We start from the raw sequence: 20,448 nt of genomic DNA, 5'->3' as shown, positions 1-20,448 counted from the left end.
CGGAGATGACCCCGTGAACTGGATCACAAATTACGTCAGGCCAAAGATCAACTCGATACTCGGCCGCCGCGAGGTGCCGGAGAATCTGTGGATCAAGTGCCCCGAAACCGGGGAAATGGTGTTTCACAGCGATCTGGAAGAAAACCATTTCGTCATTCCCGCCTCCGGCTACCACATGAAAATGTCGGCCGAAGCGCGGCTGAGGCACATTTTTGGCGGCAGTGAATACGAGGTGCTGCCGTCACCGAAAGTGCCGCAGGACCCGCTGAAATTCCGGGATTCGAAGAAATATGCTGACCGGTTGAAAGACAGCCGCACCAAGACCGGGCTCGAGGATTCAGTGGTTGCCGCCCATGGCGCGGTGCGCGGGGTCGATATCGTCGCCTGCGTGCATGATTTTGCCTTCATGGGTGGTTCGCTCGGCATAGCTGCCGGCGAGGCCATCATTCAGGCGTTTGAAGCAGCCATTGCCCGCAACTGCCCCTTGGTGATGTTCCCGGCCTCGGGCGGCGCGCGGATGCAGGAAGGCATCCTGTCGCTGATGCAATTGCCGCGCACCACGGTGGCGGTGGAAATGCTCAAAGAAGCCGGGCTGCCCTATATCGTGGTGTTGACCAACCCGACCACCGGCGGGGTTTCCGCATCCTATGCGATGCTCGGCGACGTGCATCTGGCCGAACCCGGCGCGGAAATCTGCTTTGCCGGCAAACGAGTGATCGAACAGACCATTCGCGAAAAGCTGCCCGAGGGTTTCCAGACGTCGGAATACCTGCTCGACCACGGCATGATCGACATGGTGGTGCACCGCCACGACCTGCCGGAAATGATTTCGCGACTGCTGCGGATTTTCCTGAAGATGGACGCTCCCGCGCCCATGGAACTTCCCGCTCAACCGGACGACGAGGCGGCAACAGCCGAGATCGCCGCCGACGAACCTGCGGAAGCCGCACAATAGGGCTGACGCTCAAAGGCGGCGGCAACAGGAATACGCCACAATGACAACACGAGAACCGGTGACGTCGGCGGCCGAACGGGAAATCAACGCACTGCTGGCGCTGCATCCGAAGGGCTTCGACCTGTCGCTCGGGCGGATCACGCGGCTGCTCGAGCGGCTCGGCAATCCGCACCACAGGCTGCCACCGATCATCCACATTGCCGGCACCAACGGCAAGGGTTCCACCAGCGCATTCTGCCGGGCTATCCTGGAGGCGCAGGGGCTGAAGGTGCATGTCCATACCTCGCCACACCTGGTCAACTGGCACGAGCGGTTTCGCCTCGGCGCCAAGGGTGGCGGCCGGCTTGCCGATGACGAAGTATTGGCCGACGCGGTGCGGCGGGTGGCAGTCGCCAATCAGGGCGAAATGATCACCGTTTTCGAGATCCTGACGGCGGTGATGTTCGTGCTGTTTTCCGAACACCCTGCAGATGCCGCCATCATCGAGGTGGGCCTCGGCGGCCGGTTTGACGCCACCAATGTGATCGAACGGCCGGCGGTGGCGGTGATCATGTCGATTTCGCTCGATCACCAGGCCTATCTGGGCGACCGGGTGGAACTGATCGCCGCCGAAAAGGCCGGCATTCTCAAGCCCGCTGTGCCGGTGGTGATCGGCGCGCAGCCGGAAGAGGCAGCGCGCGAGGTGCTGACCGATATCGCCGCACGGCTTCGCTGTCCACTCAATCTGTTTGGGCAGGATTTCTTCGCCCATGAGGAAAACGGCCGGCTGGTCTATCAGGATGACGAGGAACTCATCGACCTGCCGCTACCGAGACTTGCCGGGCGGCACCAACAGGCCAATGCAGCGGCGGCGATCCGGGCGTTGAAGGCGGCAGGCTTTGCCCTAGATGAACAGGCGATTGCCGCAGGGCTGACCAATGTCACCTGGCCGGGACGGTTGGAACGGCTGGCTCCGGGGCTGATGGCCCAGGACGCCATGGACGGACTCGAAATCTGGATCGACGGCGGCCACAACCCCGGCGCCGGGCGGGTCATCGCCGAAGCCATGGCCAATCTCGAAGAACGCGACCCCCGGCCGCTGTATTTGATCACCGGCATGATTAACACCAAGGACCCAATTGGCTATTTCCACGCCTTCGCCGGCATGGTTCGGCACGTGTTTACGGTTCCTGTGCCGGATTCAGAAGCTGGACTCGACCCGGAAGTTCTGGCCGACATCGCCGACGAGGCCGGACTGACCGCGGAAGCTGCCGATGACGTGGAAACCGCGATTTCCGCCATCTGCACCACCACCAACCCGCTGGAGCCGTCGCCGCGGATCCTGATCGGTGGCTCGCTCTATTTGCTGGGCGACGTTCTCAGACAAAACGGCACCCCGCCGGATTGAGAATTACATCCGTATCCCGCGCATTAAAAAACCCGCCCGGTTGCCCGGACGGGTTTTGTCATAATTGTTGTGGCGCGAAGAATTTACGCGACAGCGCTGGAAATCCAGTTCGACAGCGCGGTCTTCGGCGAAGCACCTACCTTGATGTCGGCGACGGCACCGCCCTTGAACATTGCCAGCGTCGGGATCGAGCGGACGCCGAACTGCGATGCAAGCTCAGGATTCTCGTCGATGTTGAGCTTCACGACCTTTACCCTGTCGCCCATCTCGTTGGAAATTTCCTCAAGGCTGGGCGCGATCATCTTGCACGGACCGCACCATTCGGCCCAGAAGTCGACGACAACCGGAACAGTGGATTCGAGCACTTCGCTCTGAAAATTGGTGGCGTCTACTTTCATGGTTGCCATGCTGGGCACTCCTTTGGTGACTGCTTCAGGGCGCTGCGCATCGAACCAGATGCAAACAGGCAGCTCTTGCGTGTTAAATCTGCGCATCAGGCTTTCCGGATAACCGACTCGGTCGTTCCGGCCAATGCTGTGGCTGAGCATTATGTGATGATTCGGCCATGGGTATTCAAGGCTTTTTGCTGGCCATCACCGAGCCGTGATCATTGGGCGCAGGGGCTCTATCTGCGGCAGACCCCATGAATGGGGTAAATTTGACCATTCAGCACAGAATCTAGACCTGTTTTGCAGAGCCACCCGGTTGCCAGCCCTGCAGCCGGGCAATGGCGGCATCGAGCGTTGCGGCCTCGATTTCGACCAGATGCGGAGCCGAGACATAGACCAGTGCGGCGTCAATCCGCCGATCGGGATAAAGCGGCGCCAGAAGCGCGCGGTAAATCGCCAATTGCGCCACATGCCCCTGCGGTGCGGGCTCACCGGGAGCGGGCGCCAGGCCGGTCTTGTAGTCAATGATCAGCACCCTGTCATCGCTCACCGCGATACGGTCGATGCGGCCGGAGACGGCGCGGTCCTCGCCGCCGATGCGCAGGGTTCCCATCACCGACACCTCGGCTTCGCCCGGTGCATCGAACACCGGGGAAAAACGCGCGTCGCCAATCACCGCCAGAATCTGGGCTTCGGTCAGATCGGCCTCCGACCGATCCGGGCCGGGCAATGCGCGAGCAAGATAGCGTCTGAGCGCAGCCTGTCGTTCATCGGCCGCTATCGACGGCAACACCTGCAAAAGTCGATGGATCAGGCTACCGCGCGCCAGCGCCAGGCCAGAATGGGCGGGTTGGTCGGCAAACGGTGACCGCGTCGTCACCTCGGCGCTGTCCTCGAGCACGGCGCTGACGCCCGATGGCGCCAATGGCCGGGGCAAGCGCAACGGTGGCGGCAAGGGCGTAGATGGAATCTCCAGCACCGGCGCGAGGGGCGTTGCCTGATCCTGCTCGGGACTTGCTTCGGCGGCGCCCCCGGTCCGGTTTTTTTGCAACCTGAGGACTGAAAAGGGCCCGCCGTCGGTCTGGCGTTCGACTTCCGAGACGACAAAATCGCCATCATCAGCCTGAGCCAGCCCGTCGGCGACCATCGAATGCCAGGTCGCGGTCTTGACCTCGCGCAGGCCGCGATAGCCGCATACCACCAGCCGGTCGGCGGCGCGGGTGAGCCCGACATACATCAGCCGCCGGTATTCCTCCTCGGTCTGCGCGCGAAGAGCGGCGCGCACCGGTTCGGTGGCCTCGCTCTCGTGGGTCTTGTCGGGCAACCACACCGGAACCGTCGGAGCGGAAGCGCCCGCTTGCGCCGGAAGCAGGCACAGCCGCGGCTGGTGGCTGTGCTGAAACGCCTCGCCACCGGAATCGACCAGAAACACTACCGGCGCCTCCAGCCCCTTGGCGGCGTGCACCGTCATGATTCGCACCGCGCCGGACTGGCCGTCCATTTCGCGCTTGATCTCCGGCGCATCATTTTCCAGCATCGCCAGAAACGCCTGCAGGCCCGGCAGCCCGGCCAGTTCGTGATCGAGCGCAAGACCCAGAAACTCGTCGAGCACGTCGCCAACCTCGTGGCCGAGCCTTGAGAGATAGGCGCGGCGGCCGCCATCGGGTCCGAGCACGGCGGCGTAAAAATCATGCGGCGGCAGCTGCGAAGCGGCAACAACCCAGTGATCAAGCCTGTCGCGGGCAGTAGTAAACCGCGGGTCAGACCCGGCCAGTTGCCTGAGCCGTGCCGATACCGACATGGTCTTGGGCCGGTCGGCGGTCAATTCATACAAGGCGTCTTCATCGAGCCCCAGCAACGGGCTCTTGATCAGGGCTGCGAGCGAGAGATCATCATCGGCCAGCAGCGTATACCGACCAAGCGCGATCAGATCCTGCACGGCGATATGATCGGTCAGCCGCAGGCGGTCGGCGCCAGCCACCGGAATATCGGTGCTGGCCTTGAGCGTGCGCAGCAGGGTGGGCACAAAACCGTCGCGCTTGCGCACCAGCACCAGAATGTCGCCCGGCGTGATCAGCCGCAATTTCCCGGTCTTCTGATCCTCGATCATCTCGCGGCCGACCCATTGGTCGAGCACCGATGTGATGCGGCGCGCCAGTTGCGCCGACGGGGCGGTTTCGGGCACCTCGTCGAAAGCCGCAGTCCAGTCCTCGTCGCTGTCCGATGGCTCTCGGGCGATCATCGGCCATAATTCAACCAGACCGGGGGCGCGGCCGCGGGCGGTTTCGTGGATCACCGGCTCATCTGGATCCCCCATGCCGCGTTTGGCGTCGGCACGGGCAAACACATGATCAACCAGCTTGAGCACTTCGTTGCAGGACCGGAACGAGACCCGGAGTGCCACCTGCTCAAAATCGATGGCGGCGGAGCGTGCCCGATCCGCGACGCGCTTGCGCTCCTGGGCAAAGCGTTCGGGCCGTGCACCCTGGAACGAGTAGATCGACTGCTTTTCGTCGCCCACGGCAAACAGTGTGCGCGTTGCCGGGCGCGCTCCTTCGCCGGCGAAGAATTCCTCCGACAATTGGCCGATCACATTCCACTGCAAGGGTGCCGTATCCTGCGCCTCGTCGACCAGCACATGGTCGATACCCTGATCAAGCTTGTAGTGAACCCAGGCGCTGGCGCCGCTTTTTGACAGGAGCGCCTCGGTCGCAGCGATCAGATCGTCATAATCAAGCAGCGCCTGCCGGGTCTTAAGCGCCTCGAACCCGCCAATATAGCGCCGCGCCAGACGGTAGGCGGTCAGCGACGCCGTCAACGCCTTGAGCCGCGCCAGACGGTCGATCACGGTGATCACCTGCGCCTGTGCCTCAACCACCCGGTCAGCCAGATCAGGGAGGCTGCCTGCGACCGACGCCGTCATCACGGTGCCGAGTTTGGCGGGTGCCCCGGCCTTGGTCAGAAACACCTGCTTGAGCAGATCAAGTCGCGCAGCCGGATCGGGTTCGGAGCCGGCTGTGAGCAGACCATAGGCGAGATTATAGGCTTTTGTCGCCGATTTTGCGGTTTCGACGAAATCCGACAATGCCCGGACATAATCGACCGGCAACGCCGCAAGCGGCCAGGCCTTACCGATGACCGCGGCTTCATCCTCATCCGGCCTCAACCCCAGCGCCGATCTGATCAGGATTTCGGCACCAGTGACATCACCGGCGACAGCATCAAAGGCCAGATAATCGCGGCGGCGATCATAAAGCCCTGCCAAAAGCTTATCGAAGCTGGCTTCACCGCCGATATCAAGCGCCGCCATGACCGCTCCGGCGAGATCGGGATCCTCATCGAAAGCGCGCGCCGACATCAGTTGCCGCCGCGCCTCGGCCAGCAATTCGGCCGCCTTCTGGTCGTCGAGAACGCTGAAATGACCGGCAATATTGGCCTCCAGCGGAAACCGGTGAAGCACCGCCTCGCAGAATGCATGAATGGTCTGGATCTTGAGACCGCCCGGCGTTTCCAACGCGGTGGCAAACAACCGCCTTGCCTGCATCAATTGCCCGGCTTCGGCCTCTACGCCTTCCAGCTCGGCAATTTTTGCGGCCAGCGCCGCATCATCAAGCCGCACCCAGTCGGCGAGTGTCTTGAACACCCGATTCGACATCTCGGCGGCAGCAGCCTTGGTGTAAGTCAGACACAGGATCGACGACGGCCGCGCGCCGCGCAACAACAGCCGGATCACCCGGCGCGCCAGCACATGGGTCTTGCCGGAACCGGCATTGGCCGACACCCAGGCCGACAGCGTCGGCGTTGCCGCCCGGTTCTGCCTAAGCGTGGTTTCCGATACGGCGTTGTTGTCACCGGCGTCAGCCATCGCCATCGCCTCCCTCCGCCTCTACCACGGTGTGCCATTCGGCCACCCGGGCGAGATGATCGTAGTCGCCGCCATATTCGCGTGCGCTTCTGGGGATGGCGCGGGAGAGAAAGCCGCGCTTGCCCGAGCGCAATAGCACCACCAGCCGGGTCAATTCCGCAACCGCACTGCCAGCCAGGTCTTCGGCGGTCAGCGGTTCGGTCTTGCCCGTCTTGCCGGGATCATCATCGATGCGTTCGGCAAACGGATCCTTGCCGGTCAGCCGCAGATAGAGCAGCGCCGATGGCGAAACCGCCTCGAGACCGGAAAATCCGCCATGGCTCAAGGCATGGGCTTCGAGCGCCAGTTGCGGATCAAGCAGAATCCGGGCTTCCTTGCGCGAGGGCGTGCCGCCGGTCTTGTAGTCAATGAGCCAGGCGCTGCCATCGGTGCGCAGATCGATACGGTCGGCCATGCCGGTGAGTTTGACGCCGGCGTCGGGCAGTTCGAGACTGGCGCGAACCTCGACCAGCGAACGAACCAGATCAGTGCCAGTTTCGGCTTCCCATACCACCACCGCCGCGGCCGCCTTGTCGAACCGCATGCGCCAGACCAGCGCAATCGGATAGGGCAGTTGTGCTGCGGCAAAATGGGTGTCGGCAATCTGGCTCAGCGTTTCCAGCGTGCGGTCACCGGGTTCACATGACGAGATGAAGGCTTCAAGGATCGCATGGTAGAGCGTGCCGCGTTCGCGCGGACCGGGATCGGCCAGGAATGGATCAAGCGGATCGAGTCCGAGCACCCGGCGAGCATAGATTGCATAGGGATCGCGGCGCAGCCGGCCAACCTCGGAGAAGGAATAGCTTGCCGGTTGAACCGAAGCCGGCGGGCACGGTTCGGGTCGCGCGGCCGGTGGTGTGGTGGGCCCGCTGTCGAGGTCGCGGGCATGGGCAAGTAAGGCGTCGCCGCGGGCGCGAAGTTCTGCCGAGGGCTCCGGGCCAAGCACCGCCAGAAGCCGCTGCAGCCAGCGCGAAGCCACCGTCGGCGCCTTGCCGGCGCGGAACGAGCGCGACAGCACCACCTGCGGCGCGCCCATCGCCATCTGGAAATCATGGGCAGCCTGGCCGATGCGCCGCTCCGGCGGTTCCAGACCGATGGCTGCCTTCATCGAGCGGGAAAGGAACGGATCCTCCTGCCCGGTCTGCGGCCAGATACCTTCGTTGAGTCCGCCCAGCAGCAACGTATCGACATGCTGTAGCCGGGCTTCCAGCGCGCCCCAGATGAACGCCCGGGGATGACCGCCGGCGTGCGGCTTGACCATGCGGCCGCCCATCAATGCATCGAGCGCGCCGATCCACTCACGGCCGGTCATGGCGAGCGTCGAGCCACTGTCGCGGGTTTCGAGCAGCAGGCTGGCGAGATCCGCGCCTGCCTCGTCTCCCCACAGGCTTTCCAGCGAACCCTGATCATCGATGCAGATCCGTTCCAGCGCCTGGGCCGTCAGCCGGGCCAGCTCACCGATCGACATCATCCCGGATGCGTCGGAGTCCGGCAGCACCGAAGTCAGCGGCGACAGCGCATCGGCAACGCGGCGAGCAAATTCGCGCGCCTGCTCGGCCTGCTGGTCACCAATACGAGCCAGCCAGCGCGGGGCGTGGCGCTCGAGCCGGGCCTGATCGCGTGCGCTCAGCAAGACCTCGAGGCGGTTGATATCTGCCTGGCCGCTGCCGCCGCGAAGGGCGATGCGTTCAACCAGACCCGCCCCGGTGATCGATGCCTGACGGTCAAGCCCGAAGCGCGCCAGCGGATGCTTGATCAGGGCGGCAATCGTCACCGCATCGCCGGGCGCAAAGGCTGCCTGGAGCGCCAGCCGCGCCAAGCCGCCCTGGGGGCTGCTGATCAGCAGCGCGCCGCCCGAATCATTGGCGTCGATACCGTAGCGACCAAGCTCGGTGACCACCCGGCGGGCAAGATTGCGGTCCGGCGTCACCAGCGCAACAGTGGGTTCGGGATTATCAGTGCGCGGTTCCAGCGCACGGCGCATTGCCACCGCCAACGCGGTGGCTTCCTCGCGCTCATTGCCGGCCTCGATCAGGCTGACATCGGCAAAGGCCGGCAGCAGCGCCGGCGCCTCGGGCAAGAAGCCGCTTTCGCCCCAGGCCTCGGTGGCGAGGGCGGGCAGCAATGCGGCGGAGACAGCGGTGCGACGCATCGCCATGTCGGCATCAAGCGCACCAATTTCCGGAATGCTTTCGATCTGATCGACACCCAGACCACAGCTCTCGACCAGCTTGAGCAGGCCATATTGCGGGTGACTGCGGACGGCCACATCGAACGCGCCCAAGCCATCGGCCGAGCGGATTGTCACGGCAGCAGTGGCAAGCCGGTTCCAGTGTTCGGGCCGCATGGCGTGGTCAAGCCCGGGAAGGACGACGGCACCCTGCGGCAAGCGCGTCACCATGGCGATCAAGCGCGCGGTGGACGGCCGGGTACCGGTCGAACCGGCAACGATCACCGGCCGGTCCGCGGCGTTTGCGGCGAGCGCCTTGGTGAACACATCGATCATCGCGTTATGATGCTGCGCGGGGCTCGAGCGCGAGATTTCAGCAAGCAGCGCCGGCCAATAAGACCGGGCAATCAACAGAAACTCGCGTGTCAGCTGCCACCATTGCTGCAGATCATCGGCAACGACGCCATCAAGATCGGCGAAATTGCACTCCTCGGTTTCCACCGCCTGGATCAGATCGAACAGGCTGCGCCCGAGCCAGATCGCATCGGCCGGATTGGCCGGCGCCACCAGCGGTGCACCGTCGAGGTGATCGCGGACGGCGGCCGGCAATGCCTGTTTCCAGGCCAGCACCAGATCGGCCAGCCGCAGCATGGCGGCGGTCTGCGGAATCGGCGGATCAAACGCCAGTGTCTCGGGATCGGCGGATTCAAGGAAACCTGCGTCCTCATCGGTTTCGCCCAGCGCCCGGATCGCGGGCAGGATGGCCGATCCGGCGCCGATCCGGTCGGTAAGCTCCGATCGGAGTACCCGCGCCGCGCGCCGGGTCGGCACGAACACGGTGGCGCGGGCCAGCGACAACGGCTCATCAGCGCTGTAGGCAAGGCCCGGCACCAGGCCGCCGGAGAGGATCTGCTCGGCAAGCACCGACAGGAATGGCGCGCCCGGCGCAATCGTCACGATCCGGGGCGGCGATGCTGTCATGAGGGTTGCCCATCGAGATACTCGCGCATCGCTGTTTCGGCTTCGCTGATCGCCTCGGGCGTGCCGACCGTGAGCCAATGTCCGCGCATGGGTGCGCCGTACAGACGGCCAGCTTCAATCGCTGAGTCAAAGCAGCGATTGAGCGAAAATCGGGGCTCGGTAATGCTTGCGAATACACGTGGATGAAGCACCAGCACACCGGCATAGATCACTGGCTCACCGGTGCCGCGGTAGCGCGCCAGACGACCATCCGCGTCAATGGTGAAATCACCGGCGCCGGTGTGTCCGGTGGCCTGGTCGGGCCGCGCCGTCATCACCAAGATGTCCATCGCGTGCGGATCGAACTGCCGGGTCAGTGTGGCGAGATTGTCGTCGCGGGCACCGGGTTCTTCGAGCCAGAAAGTATCCGCATTGAGAATCAGGAACGGCTCGTCGCCTAGCAGCGGCAAGGCCTTGACGATGCCGCCACCGGAATCGAGCAACACATCGGTTTCATCGGAGATGGCGATATCGGCTTCGGGCCAGGCCTTGAGCCAGTCAACCATCATTGGCGCAAGATAATGGACATTGCACACGATGCTGGAGACGCCGAGCCGTCGCAGCGCCTCAAGCCCGTAGGCGATCAGCGGCTTGCCCGCCACCTCGACCAGCGGCTTGGGCCGGGTATCGGTAATCGGACGCATGCGCGTTCCGAGCCCGGCGGCAAGGATCATGGCGGCATTGATGGTCATCGTCTGGGGCGCCCTGGTTCATGATTCGGTCAGGCCGATACCAGCCTTTGCGAACCACGAGCGCAAGGGGTGCAAGGCCGGATGCGCCAGCGATTTGGCGATGTAGGCCTCCATTCGCGGCAAATGCCGCAAATAACCCGGTTTGCCGTCGCGCACATTGAGGCGAACGAAGATGCCGAGAATCTTGGCCGCGCGTTGCGCCGCCATGATTGCGTAGGCCTCACGAAACCCAGCCTCGTCGAAATCCTGATTTGCGGCCCGGCGCGCGGCGACATAACGGTCGAGCAATTCCTCGGCCAGATCCGGCTCGACCGTAACCCGCGCATCCTGGCACAGCGATGCCACATCATAGGCCGAGGGGCCGATCATGGCGTCCTGAAAATCGATAATGCCAAGCCGATCGAACCCGGAGCGGTCGTCGCGCCAGATCAGGTTGGGCGAATGATAGTCGCGCAGCACCAGTGATTTTTCCGATTTTTCCAGACGCACGATCAGGTCGCCCCAGAGATCGAGATATTGCTGCCGCTGCGGCTCGGTCACCGGTTCGCCACTCTGCCGCGGCAGATACCAGGCGGTCAGCAGTTCGACCTCGATCAGCATTGCGCGGGAATCGTAAGCCGGCACCAGATGCTGCTGATCGCCCACTGGCAGACCGACAACAGGTGGGGCCTTCATATGCAGCCGCGCCAGGCAATCAATGGCAAGCCGGTAGCGTTCAGGGTCGGGACGGCCCTGATCATCGAGGATGCCTGAGCTGCCGAGATCTTCAATAAGCAGGAAGCCCTGGTCCAGATCTTCGGCAAGGATTTCCGGAGCGGCAAACCCTTCCGCGCGGAGCCAGCGGGCGATGGCGACAAAGGGAATGACGTCTTCGGCCAGATGGGCGATCTGCGAATAGGGCAGACCGTCGCGAATTGGCGGGCCATCGGGCTGGCGCGGCGCGTTCATCAGGATCAGCGGCGCGCCTTGCGTCGGGCGGATGCTTTCATAGGTCCGGGTCGAGGCGTCGCCCTGCAGATAGCGCCGCGCAGCCAAGCCAAGGTTAGCTTTTTTAAGGAACCGTCGCGCGGCACGCGAGCGCTCAAGTCGTGACATGAATTCTTCCGGTGCCGTAACGGTGGCGGTGCGGCTGTCACCGACCCCGTCAAGCCGGATCGTAACGCAATTGCGGGGGAGGCGATCCCGCGCTTTTTCCGGCCATTCGACCAGTGCCGCACCATCGGTCAGCGCATCATCGAGCCCGAGTTCATCAAGTTCATCGGCGGAACCGATGCGGTAGAGGTCTAGATGGGCAATCGACAGGCGCAGCTGATAGCTCTGCACGAGCGTGAAGGTGGGACTTGGCGCCTCGAGATCGGGGTCATCGGCCACTGCGCGGATCAATGCCCGTGCAAAGGTCGATTTTCCGGCGCCGAGGTCTCCCGACAGGCACAGGCAGTCCCCTACCTTCAGCGCCAGCGCCACATCCTCGGCAAAGCGGCCGGTGGCTGCCAGATCCGTCAGTTCAATGGTCGTGGGCGCCACCGCAACAGACCTTCACTGGGCCGCTTGACGGGCCAGTGGCCGGTCGGTGGGAAACCGGCAGACAATGGTCGCGCCCTCGGCCTCTCCGCCCTCGATCGAAACGGTTCCGTGGTGCAGCCCGACAAAGCTCTGGACGATCGACAGGCCGAGCCCGGCGCCACGGCGGCGGCCGCCCTGGCCGTGAGTTTCGAACCGAGCAAACACATCCTTGCGGGCTTCCTCGGGAATGCCGGGGCCGGAATCGGACACGGAAAAGACGATTGAACCATCGTCCTGGGAACAGCCGAGCCGCACCACCGAGCCATCGGGGGCGAAATTGGCGGCATTCATCAACAATTTGAACAGGATCTGCTTGAGCCGTTGATAATCGCCGACCATCTCGGCAGGTGCGTGGGTGGTGTCGATTTCGAGCCGCAGGCTGTTTTCCTTCAGGCGGTCGGTGATCTGGTCAGCCGCCTCGGCAAACAGCCTGGCAATGTCCACCGTGGCCGCATCAAGTCGCATGATGCCGGCATCGACGGTGGCAAGATCAAGAATATCGTTGACGATCGTCAAAAGCACCGAAGAAGACGTCGAGATATGATCGAGATATTCCGCCTGACGCTCGTTGAGATCGCCGGTGCCGGGTGTTTTCAGCAAATCGGTGAAACCGATGATGTTGGTCAGCGGCGTGCGCAATTCATAGGAGACGTGCTGGACGAACTCGTTCTTCAACGCATCGGCCTTGCGCAGCGCCTCATTCTTTTCGGTCAACATGCGTTCGGCACCGACGCTGTCGGTGACATTGACGAAGGCGATCATGGTCTGACCGTTGGGCAGCGGAACCATCGCGTAATCGAGGATCAGCCCGGTGGCGAGTTCGATACGGCCTTCGCGCGACCGGCGCTCTTCCTCGAAGCCGGTTATTTCACCGGCGAAGAATTTCCATCCCTCCGGCCCGTGGTAGGACGGCTCGCAGGTCTGGGCAATCTTGCGGATGTGGGTTCCAGGAGTGACTTCCTGCTCGTTCAGGCCCCACAGCGCCCTGAATGACGGATTGGACAGCCGGATCTTGCCATCGGGGCCGAACACGGCAACCCCTTCGGCGAGTTGATCAATAGTCTCGCCCTGAACCTGCAGCAAGGTGTTGTACTTGGTCTGCAGATCGACCTTTTCGGTCAGGTTCTCGAACACCCAGGTGACCCCTCCCTGAGGATGGGCATTGGCGAAGACATTGAGGGTCTGGCCGTCGGGCAGATGCCACAGATGCGGCGTCGTCTCGACGGCGCGGTAGACCGAAAGCACCTGTTCCTTCCAGTCACGCCAGGAATGTGGTTCCGGCAATTTGCCGTCGACGCGGAGACGTTCGAGAAATTCGCCATTGTCGGGCCGGCTGGCGAGAAACGGCGTGTCGAGTTCCCACAGTTGCTGGAACGCCTGATTGTGAAACTGAAGCCGTTGATCGCGGTCAAAAATCGCCACCGGCGTGGCCAGATGGTCAAGCGTTTCGGCGTGGCTGCGAAGCGTGCGCTTGAGTTCTTCGCGCAGTTCCTCTGCAATCGAGATATCCAGCGCCAGCCCGGCATTGCCGACCTGGGTCCTGACATCGGCAACCTCGAGAAAACGGCGATGGCCATGAATGACGGTCGACAGCTTGTCGATAAACGGCCGTTCCGGGGTCACGCTGGCGCGCACCCGTTCGCGCGCCGCGGTCCCCAACAGCTCCAAGCTGCGATCGATCACTTCCTGACGGTCGCTGCCTTCAACGGCATCGACATAGGCATTGTTGACCCAGAGCAGTTGCGAATCGACGCCGCGCAGCCAGACCGGCATATCGATAACGTCGAGAAGCGCCTGGAAGGTATCAAGCGAGGCCAGCAAGCGGTCGCGCTCGCTCTTGAGCGTGGCCAGTTCGGCACGGACATTGGACAGAGCGACGAAGCGGACAAAGGCCCGACCACCCGAAACCCGGCCCTGGGCTTCGATGACGTGCCCGCGAACGGTCTCAAGGATCAGGTCGAAATGCGCGGCCTGGGTGCGCAAGGTGTCGACCGCCTCGTCGAGACCGGCGGCAGATCTCGGTTCGAGCCAGCGGCCAAAGGCCAGAAATTCACTGGGCTTCTGCGGTGCTCCGGTCTCCGGGGAAAGGTTTCCCAGCACCTCGGCGGGCATGCCGACTCCGTCCCAAACCACGATTTGCCGGTCGCGGTCGACGATCAGCGCCTGGTAGCGCGACAATTTTGCGTTGGTATCAGCCAGCGCTGCGCGCAGCCCGACATTCTCGTTGTCGATCTTGCCGCGTTCGCGAATCAGCCAGATGGCGGAAATCATCGCTGCCGAGATAGCGCCGATGACCATGGCGAAATTGACCACTTCAAGCGTCGAAAGGCTAACCCTGCCGGATGATTGCGCCAGCGCCTGGCCCGCGAACGCGCAAAGGCCACCGCTGACAAGCGCGGTCCCGGTCAGGAGAGAGCGCCAGATGCGCTTCAAACCGTCTGCCATGGTCCGCTTGTGACCGGACGCCTGCTTGCGTCCGAGTGAATCGGTATTCCCCGGCATGTCCCCGTCCCCTCGTGGCTGTTTGACAAGACATCGCCGATCCGCCGTCCGCGCCGCCGCAACGCCAAGCGAATCATCTTCCCAAACATAGCTGCTTCGCGAATCACGGTGAAGGGCAACGGGCGCAAAAAGAAACCGCACCCTTGTTGTCAAGGATGCGGTTTCAATATCTTGTGGGTAGTGGTTAAAAAATCAGTACCGGTAGTGTTCAGGCTTGAAAGGACCTTCAACCGGCACGCCGATGTAATCGGCCTGTTCGGACTTGAGTTCGGTCAGGCGGGCACCGATCTTGTCGAGATGCAGGCGCGCGACCTTCTCGTCGAGATGCTTGGGCAGCACATAAACCTGGTTTTCATACTGGTCGCCGCGGGTCCAGAGCTCGATCTGCGCCAGCACCTGGTTGGTGAAGGAAGCCGACATCACGAAGCTCGGGTGACCGGTGGCATTGCCCAGATTGAGAAGACGGCCTTGGCTCAGCAGAATCATGCGATTGCCCGAAGGCATCTCGATCATGTCCACCTGGTCCTTGATGTTGGTCCATTTGTGGTTCTTCAGCGCGGCAACCTGGATCTCGTTGTCGAAGTGGCCGATGTTGCCGACGATGGCCATGTCCTTCATCTCGCGCATATGCTCGATCCGGATCACGTCCTTGTTGCCGGTGGTGGTGACGAAGATATCGGCCGACTTGACCACATCCTCGAGCAGGACCACTTCGAAGCCATCCATTGCCGCTTGCAATGCGCAGATCGGGTCGACTTCGGTGACCTTGACGCGGGCGCCGGCGCCGCGCAGCGAAGCTGCCGAACCCTTGCCGACATCGCCGTAACCGCAAACGACGGCAACCTTGCCGGCCATCATGGTGTCGGTGGCGCGGCGGATGCCGTCGACAAGGCTTTCCTTGCAGCCGTACTTGTTGTCGAATTTCGACTTGGTGACGGAGTCGTTGACGTTGAAGGCCGGGAACGGGAGCAGGCCCTTCTTCTGCAGATCATAAAGACGGTGCACGCCGGTGGTGGTTTCTTCCGACACACCCTTGATCGCATCGCGCAGCTTGGTGAACCAGCCGGGGCTTGCCTTCATGCGCTTCTTGATCTGGGCGAAGATTGCTTCTTCTTCTTCCGAAGTCGCAACCTCGATCAGATCGGTTTCGCCGGCTTCGACCCGCGCACCCAACAACACGTAGAGCGTGGCGTCGCCGCCATCGTCGAGGATCATGTTGGCGCCTTCGGGGAACTGGAACGAGCGATCAAGATAGTCCCAATGCTCGACAAGCGACTGGCCCTTGACCGCAAACACCGGAACGCCGCTCTTGGCGATGGCGGCGGCGGCGTGATCCTGGGTCGAAAAGATGTTGCACGATGCCCAACGGACGTCGGCGCCCAGCGCTGTGAGGGTCTCGATCAGCACCGCGGTCTGAATCGTCATGTGCAGCGAACCGACAATACGCGCGCCCTTCAAAGGCTTGGCAGCACCATATTCTTCGCGCAGAGACATCAGGCCCGGCATTTCGGTTTCAGCAATATCGAGTTCCTTGCGGCCAAATTCGGCCAGCGCGATATCTGCGATTTTGTAATCTGTAGCTGTCATGTGTGTTTCCCAGGGGTTTTCCCGGCCCCGACGGGGCCGGCCAGAGTCTATTGGCGGTGCCTTAGCAGGAATCGCTCAAGCTGGCAACGGAACATAAAGATGTCTTTATGTGAACTGGAATCAGTTTTCTTCGCCAAAACGGTCATCGACCAGCGCCTGCAGGGCATCGAGCACCTCCAGGGCCTGGCGGCCTTCGGCTTCAACCAGGATCGCGCAGCCGGGGCTCGCCGCCAGCATCATCAGACCCATGATCGACGTGCCGCCGACGGTAGATCCCTCGCGGGTAACGCGTACGGTCGCATCATACCCTTCCACCGTCTGGACGAATCGCGCCGAGGCGCGGGCGTGCAGGCCGCGTTTGTTGACAATTTTGAGAGACCGTGACCGCGCAGGCATCGATGTCGTCATTTCCCGGTCAGCAGGCGGCTTGCAACATTGATGTATTTGCGGCCTGCGTCCTGAGCATCGGCAAGTGCCTTCTGCATGTCATTGCCACCACGCACGCCGGCAAGCTTGATCAGCATCGGCAGGTTAACCCCGGCAATCACCTCGATGCGGCCCGAATCCATGACCGAGATCGACAGATTGGACGGGGTGCCGCCGAACATGTCCGTGAGAATGATCACACCATTGCCGCTTTCGACGCGTGAAACAGCCCCGACAATGTCAAGTCGGCGCTGGTCCATGTCGTCTTCTGGCCCGATGCAGACTGTTTCGAGGGCTGTTTGCGGGCCAACCACATGCTCGAGTGCATGCTGGAATTCTTCAGCGAGCTTGCCATGGGTGACAAGCACCAATCCGATCATTTTGCCTCCAACAGCATGCTGTGCTCCGAAATGGAGCCAAGGCATGCGGATTGCTTCGCAGCCGCGAAATGTTTCAAGATTTCATCTTGGACAGAAGAGAACGAAGTTCAAGCCAAAAATCGCCACATTGGGGGCAATCTTATCCCATGGGTGGCTCAAATGCCAAAAAACTTGCCGGCCGGAGCGCACACAGCATTGAAAGTGGATCCGCAGCGCCATCGCGCCACAAACGCAGAAGTGGCGTCGAGATACCTTGGCACGCAAAGGTTTCGTCATCTGGCGGCAGACGCGTTGCTGCGGAGGCCTCGCCCGGAGCCACCGCCAGATGCATGACGGCACGCTCCATCCGGCGCAGACGGACGATGCCGCTGCCACGGATTTCGAGCAGGCCGCCAATCGGCTTCGGGCAGGACGCGATCAGCCGTCCGCCGGCGACGGCAAGACAGGTTCGGTCATCGGCGATCAGGGCGGCATTCCAGCCACGGTAAAGGGCTGATTGCAGACAGGCAAATGCCATCCCGCTCTTGCCGGAGCCGGAGGGGCCGACAAACAGCAGGCCGGTCTGGCCCACCACGATCGCGGTGGCGTGAACGGTCTCCGTCGCGCCATTTGCCACCTCCATCATCGCGGTTCGACCGGAAGTTCGATGGTAAATCGTGCGCCGGCCCATTCGCCATCTTTCCGACCTGGTATGTTCTCAGCGGTGAGGGTGCCGCCATGGGCCTCGATGATCTGCCGGCTGATTGACAGGCCAAGGCCGGAATTCTGGCCAAAATCCTCGCCGTCGGGACGGTCTGTGTAAAACCGTTCAAACACCCGTTCGATCACCTCGGCGCGGATCCCCGGGCCGTTGTCTTCAACCATCACCTGGATTGAGTTGCGGCTGCGCTTAAGTCGGACGGTGATCCGACCGCCACTTTCGGGCACAAAGGAGCGCGCATTCTCGATCAGATTGGTGACCACTTGGCCGAGCCTGAGATCATGGCCCAACACGAGGAAGCCGAGCCTGTCAGAAGTGCCAGGCTCGATCTTGAGGTTGATGGCGACCTGCTTGCTGCCGGCGCGAACCTGGCGAGCGATATCAACCAGATCCGTGAGCAATTGGCGCATGTCAACTTTGGCGCCATCCTGGCGGGCGAGCTCTGCATCGAGCCGGGAGGCGTCGGAGATGTCGCTGATCAGGCGGTCCATGCGGCGCACGTCGTGCTGGATCACGTCCATCAGCCGTTGCCGGGAATGCTCGTTGCGGGCCAGCGGCAGGGTTTCCACCGCGCTGCGCAGCGATGTCAGCGGATTCTTGAGCTCGTGGCTGACATCGGCAGCAAAGCTCTCGATCGCGGCAATCCGGTCATACAGCGCGTTGGTCATGTCACGCAGCGCCACCGAAAGGTTGCCGATTTCATCCTGTCGCGCGGAAAAATCGGGGATTTCCTCGCGCACCTTGGAGCCACGACGAACCCTGACGGCGGCGGCCGACAAACGTCTGAGCGGCGTTGCGATGGTTGAAGCGAGCAACAACGACAGCACGATATTGACCATCGCGGCCACGCCGAACACCCGGAAGATCGCCATCCGTTCGGCATGCACGATCTTGTCGATGTCGCCAGCCTGGGTGGACAGCAACAACACCCCGAGCACCGCCCGGAAACGCTGAACCGGCACTGCCACCGAGACGATCAGTTCACCCGCTTCGGTGACCCGCACAACGGCGCCGCGGCCACCGGTCAGCGCGTTCATCACCTCGGGATAGATGGTGCCGTCGGAGCCGGGCGGCTCGCGGTAGAGCGGCAGATCCCTGCGCTGAAAAAGCCGGTTGAACCAGGCCATCGCCATGTCTGTGAGGCTCAGTGGCTTGGGCTCTGCCGGTGGCAGATCGTAGCGCAGCACCTGGCCGCTTGTGTAAAGATAGCGCGAATCCAGGATCAGGCTGGCATCGTCATCATAGATCCGGGCGCGGGTTCTGGTCGGCGAGATCAGCCGCCTGAGCACCGGGGCTACCCGTTCGGGATTGATCGGAAAATCCAGATTCTCGTTGGAATTGGTCGGCGAGATGGTTTGCCCGGCTTGCAGTTCCAGCAGTTTTTCCGGGTCGATGGTGATCGAATTGGTATCGACGCTGGCCGAGGCAGCAACCGCGCCTGCAATGATTTCGCCCTGGGTCAGCAGGCTTTCAACGCGGGCGTCGATCAGGCCTTCGCGGAACTGGTTGAGATACATGATCCCCGACACCAGCACGATCAATGCTGCGAGATTGAGAAACAGAATCCGCCGGGTCAGGCTGGAAAAGATCAGATGGCCGAAGATCCGGCGCACGAGCGTGACCGGATTGATCCATTTGCGTGCGCGTTTGCGCCCGGACGAGGCTTCGTCCTTGCCGCTCACACTGTCCTCGGTTTCAATCGCCATATCGCCTACGCCGCACGCGGCGGCCTGTTCAAAGCAAGATGCCGGTCATGCCGCTTCGCGAAAGCGGTACCCGACGCCATACAGTGTTTCGATCATGTCGAAATCATCGTCAACCATCTTGAACTTCTTGCGCAGCCGCTTGATGTGGCTGTCGATGGTGCGGTCATCAACGTAAACCTGCTCGTCATAGGCGGCATCCATCAATGCATCACGGCTTTTGACCACGCCGGGGCGCTGCGCCAGCGACTGCAGGATGAGAAACTCGGTGACGGTCAGGGTTACCGGCTCGTTCTTCCAGGTGCAGGTGTGACGTTCCTGGTCCATTACCAGATTGCCGCGCTCCAGCGACTTGGTGGGCGTCGAGGCCGTGCGGCCAGGCGTGGCCACGACATCGCGGCTTGCGGCGCGGCGCATGACCGCCTTGACCCGCTCGACCAGCAAACGCTGGGAGAACGGCTTGGTGATGAAATCATCGGCGCCCATCTTGAGGCCGAACAATTCGTCGATCTCTTCATCCTTGGATGTCAGGAAGATCACCGGAATATCGGATTTCTGCCGCAGCCGTCGCAACAACTCCATGCCGTCCATACGCGGCATCTTGATATCGAAAATCGCCAGTTGCGGCGGCCGGGCCAGCAATCCATCCAGCGCGGAGGCGCCATCGGTGTAGGTTTCAACACGATACCCTTCGGCTTCGAGCGCAATCGAAACCGAGGTAAGGATATTGCGGTCGTCGTCAACGAGCGCGATTGTCTGCATGGTTGTCGTCTCCGTCATGGTCTAGCACACCTCTGGAATATGCCCCCGCATCAACCCGGATCTTGCGCCAGTTGGCGCTGCCGCCGGGTTCCACCGTCATGTCCATGAGGATAAAGTGAGAACAAAATGTGGCACAGTTCGCCGATGGTGTCATTCTCTCATTCCCGTGCAGGTTTGCAGGTAATCATCAATTGAACCGATTTAAACCGTTGCTCGGTTTTTTAAATCGATTAATACTTTGATTTCATTAATCTTTCCCTGTTTTTCGTGTTGTTTTCTGAAATTCGTGACCCTATGGTCCGGCGAAA

The 20,448-nt window shown here is 62.2% G+C and carries 14 protein-coding genes; 2 read left to right on the top strand and 12 right to left on the bottom strand.

Annotated elements, in window-relative coordinates; genetic code table 11:
- Nucleotides 1-13 precede the first annotated feature (13 nt).
- The gene (gene accD, locus ACK6D9_RS02660; RefSeq protein ID WP_412050527.1) at nt 14-955 is read left to right on the top strand and encodes an acetyl-CoA carboxylase, carboxyltransferase subunit beta; all 942 of its coding nucleotides are present in this window, start codon (nt 14-16) and stop codon (nt 953-955) included.
- A 40-nt stretch (nt 956-995) separates the two neighbouring features.
- Entirely contained in the window at nt 996-2,342 is a 1,347-nt protein-coding gene (locus tag ACK6D9_RS02655; RefSeq protein WP_412050526.1) for a bifunctional folylpolyglutamate synthase/dihydrofolate synthase, read from the top strand.
- Nucleotides 2,343-2,425: 83 nt separating this feature from the next.
- Here ACK6D9_RS02655 and trxA read toward each other — a convergent pair whose 3' ends face one another.
- From trxA to ACK6D9_RS02595, 12 genes are all read right to left on the bottom strand, one after another.
- Nucleotides 2,426-2,749 carry a thioredoxin gene (gene trxA, locus ACK6D9_RS02650; protein WP_412050525.1) on the bottom strand — a complete coding sequence of 108 codons (324 nt, stop codon included), beginning with the start codon at nt 2,747-2,749 and terminating at the stop codon, nt 2,426-2,428.
- Between the two features lie 271 nt (nt 2,750-3,020).
- Nucleotides 3,021-6,602 carry a double-strand break repair helicase AddA gene (gene addA, locus ACK6D9_RS02645; RefSeq protein ID WP_412050524.1) on the bottom strand — a complete coding sequence of 1,194 codons (3,582 nt, stop codon included), beginning with the start codon at nt 6,600-6,602 and terminating at the stop codon, nt 3,021-3,023.
- Nucleotides 6,589-9,786 carry a double-strand break repair protein AddB gene (addB, locus tag ACK6D9_RS02640; RefSeq protein WP_412050523.1) on the bottom strand — a complete coding sequence of 1,066 codons (3,198 nt, stop codon included), beginning with the start codon at nt 9,784-9,786 and terminating at the stop codon, nt 6,589-6,591. The genes addA and addB overlap by 14 nt, the downstream gene beginning before the upstream one ends.
- Nucleotides 9,783-10,517 (bottom strand): nucleotidyltransferase family protein, encoded by a 735-nt coding sequence (locus ACK6D9_RS02635; protein WP_412050522.1) that lies wholly within the window; start codon nt 10,515-10,517, stop codon nt 9,783-9,785. The genes addB and ACK6D9_RS02635 overlap by 4 nt, the downstream gene beginning before the upstream one ends.
- An 18-nt stretch (nt 10,518-10,535) precedes the next feature.
- The gene (gene tsaE, locus ACK6D9_RS02630; protein ID WP_322988855.1) at nt 10,536-12,041 is read right to left on the bottom strand and encodes a tRNA (adenosine(37)-N6)-threonylcarbamoyltransferase complex ATPase subunit type 1 TsaE; all 1,506 of its coding nucleotides are present in this window, start codon (nt 12,039-12,041) and stop codon (nt 10,536-10,538) included.
- 12 nt (nt 12,042-12,053) lie between these two features.
- Complete coding sequence (locus tag ACK6D9_RS02625; RefSeq protein WP_412051713.1) at nt 12,054-14,525, bottom strand: ATP-binding protein; 2,472 nt, start codon at nt 14,523-14,525, stop codon at nt 12,054-12,056.
- Nucleotides 14,526-14,774: 249 nt separating this feature from the next.
- Nucleotides 14,775-16,169: an adenosylhomocysteinase gene (ahcY, locus tag ACK6D9_RS02620; RefSeq protein ID WP_412050521.1), complete on the bottom strand. Its 1,395-nt coding sequence runs from the start codon at nt 16,167-16,169 to the stop codon at nt 14,775-14,777.
- 120 nt (nt 16,170-16,289) lie between these two features.
- Entirely contained in the window at nt 16,290-16,577 is a 288-nt protein-coding gene (locus tag ACK6D9_RS02615) for an HPr family phosphocarrier protein (RefSeq protein ID WP_412050520.1), read from the bottom strand.
- A complete protein-coding gene (locus ACK6D9_RS02610) occupies nt 16,574-16,975 on the bottom strand; it encodes a PTS sugar transporter subunit IIA (protein WP_267654600.1) in 402 nt (133 codons plus the stop codon). Before ACK6D9_RS02610 ends, ACK6D9_RS02615 begins: the two co-directional genes overlap by 4 nt.
- A 139-nt stretch (nt 16,976-17,114) precedes the next feature.
- On the bottom strand, nt 17,115-17,600 hold the full coding sequence (locus ACK6D9_RS02605) for an HPr kinase/phosphorylase (protein ID WP_412050519.1): 486 nt from the start codon (nt 17,598-17,600) through the stop codon (nt 17,115-17,117).
- Nucleotides 17,597-19,381, bottom strand: coding sequence for a sensor histidine kinase (locus ACK6D9_RS02600; protein ID WP_322988850.1), 1,785 nt, complete (start codon nt 19,379-19,381; stop codon nt 17,597-17,599). Before ACK6D9_RS02600 ends, ACK6D9_RS02605 begins: the two co-directional genes overlap by 4 nt.
- A 45-nt stretch (nt 19,382-19,426) precedes the next feature.
- Nucleotides 19,427-20,140 carry a response regulator transcription factor gene (locus tag ACK6D9_RS02595; RefSeq protein ID WP_322988860.1) on the bottom strand — a complete coding sequence of 238 codons (714 nt, stop codon included), beginning with the start codon at nt 20,138-20,140 and terminating at the stop codon, nt 19,427-19,429.
- Nucleotides 20,141-20,448: the final 308 nt, after the last annotated feature.

It is taken from the genome of Hoeflea sp. Naph1 (genome assembly GCF_046837775.1).
GTDB lineage: Bacteria > Pseudomonadota > Alphaproteobacteria > Rhizobiales > Rhizobiaceae > Hoeflea.
Note: the sequence above shows the minus strand (reverse complement) of the source record. Positions and strands in the feature narration are given on the sequence as shown.

Coding starts and splice junctions, on each gene's coding strand:
- ACK6D9_RS02655 (WP_412050526.1), top strand. CDS start 996: ATGACAACACGAGAACCGGTGACGTCGGCGGCCGAACGGGAAATCAAC.
- trxA (WP_412050525.1), bottom strand. CDS start 2,749: ATGGCAACCATGAAAGTAGACGCCACCAATTTTCAGAGCGAAGTGCTC.
- addA (WP_412050524.1), bottom strand. CDS start 6,602: ATGGCGATGGCTGACGCCGGTGACAACAACGCCGTATCGGAAACCACG.
- addB (WP_412050523.1), bottom strand. CDS start 9,786: ATGACAGCATCGCCGCCCCGGATCGTGACGATTGCGCCGGGCGCGCCA.
- ACK6D9_RS02635 (WP_412050522.1), bottom strand. CDS start 10,517: ATGACCATCAATGCCGCCATGATCCTTGCCGCCGGGCTCGGAACGCGC.
- ACK6D9_RS02625 (WP_412051713.1), bottom strand. CDS start 14,525: ATGGCAGACGGTTTGAAGCGCATCTGGCGCTCTCTCCTGACCGGGACC.
- ahcY (WP_412050521.1), bottom strand. CDS start 16,169: ATGACAGCTACAGATTACAAAATCGCAGATATCGCGCTGGCCGAATTT.
- ACK6D9_RS02615 (WP_412050520.1), bottom strand. CDS start 16,577: ATGACGACATCGATGCCTGCGCGGTCACGGTCTCTCAAAATTGTCAAC.
- ACK6D9_RS02610 (WP_267654600.1), bottom strand. CDS start 16,975: ATGATCGGATTGGTGCTTGTCACCCATGGCAAGCTCGCTGAAGAATTC.
- ACK6D9_RS02605 (WP_412050519.1), bottom strand. CDS start 17,600: ATGATGGAGGTGGCAAATGGCGCGACGGAGACCGTTCACGCCACCGCG.
- ACK6D9_RS02600 (WP_322988850.1), bottom strand. CDS start 19,381: ATGGCGATTGAAACCGAGGACAGTGTGAGCGGCAAGGACGAAGCCTCG.
- ACK6D9_RS02595 (WP_322988860.1), bottom strand. CDS start 20,140: ATGCAGACAATCGCGCTCGTTGACGACGACCGCAATATCCTTACCTCG.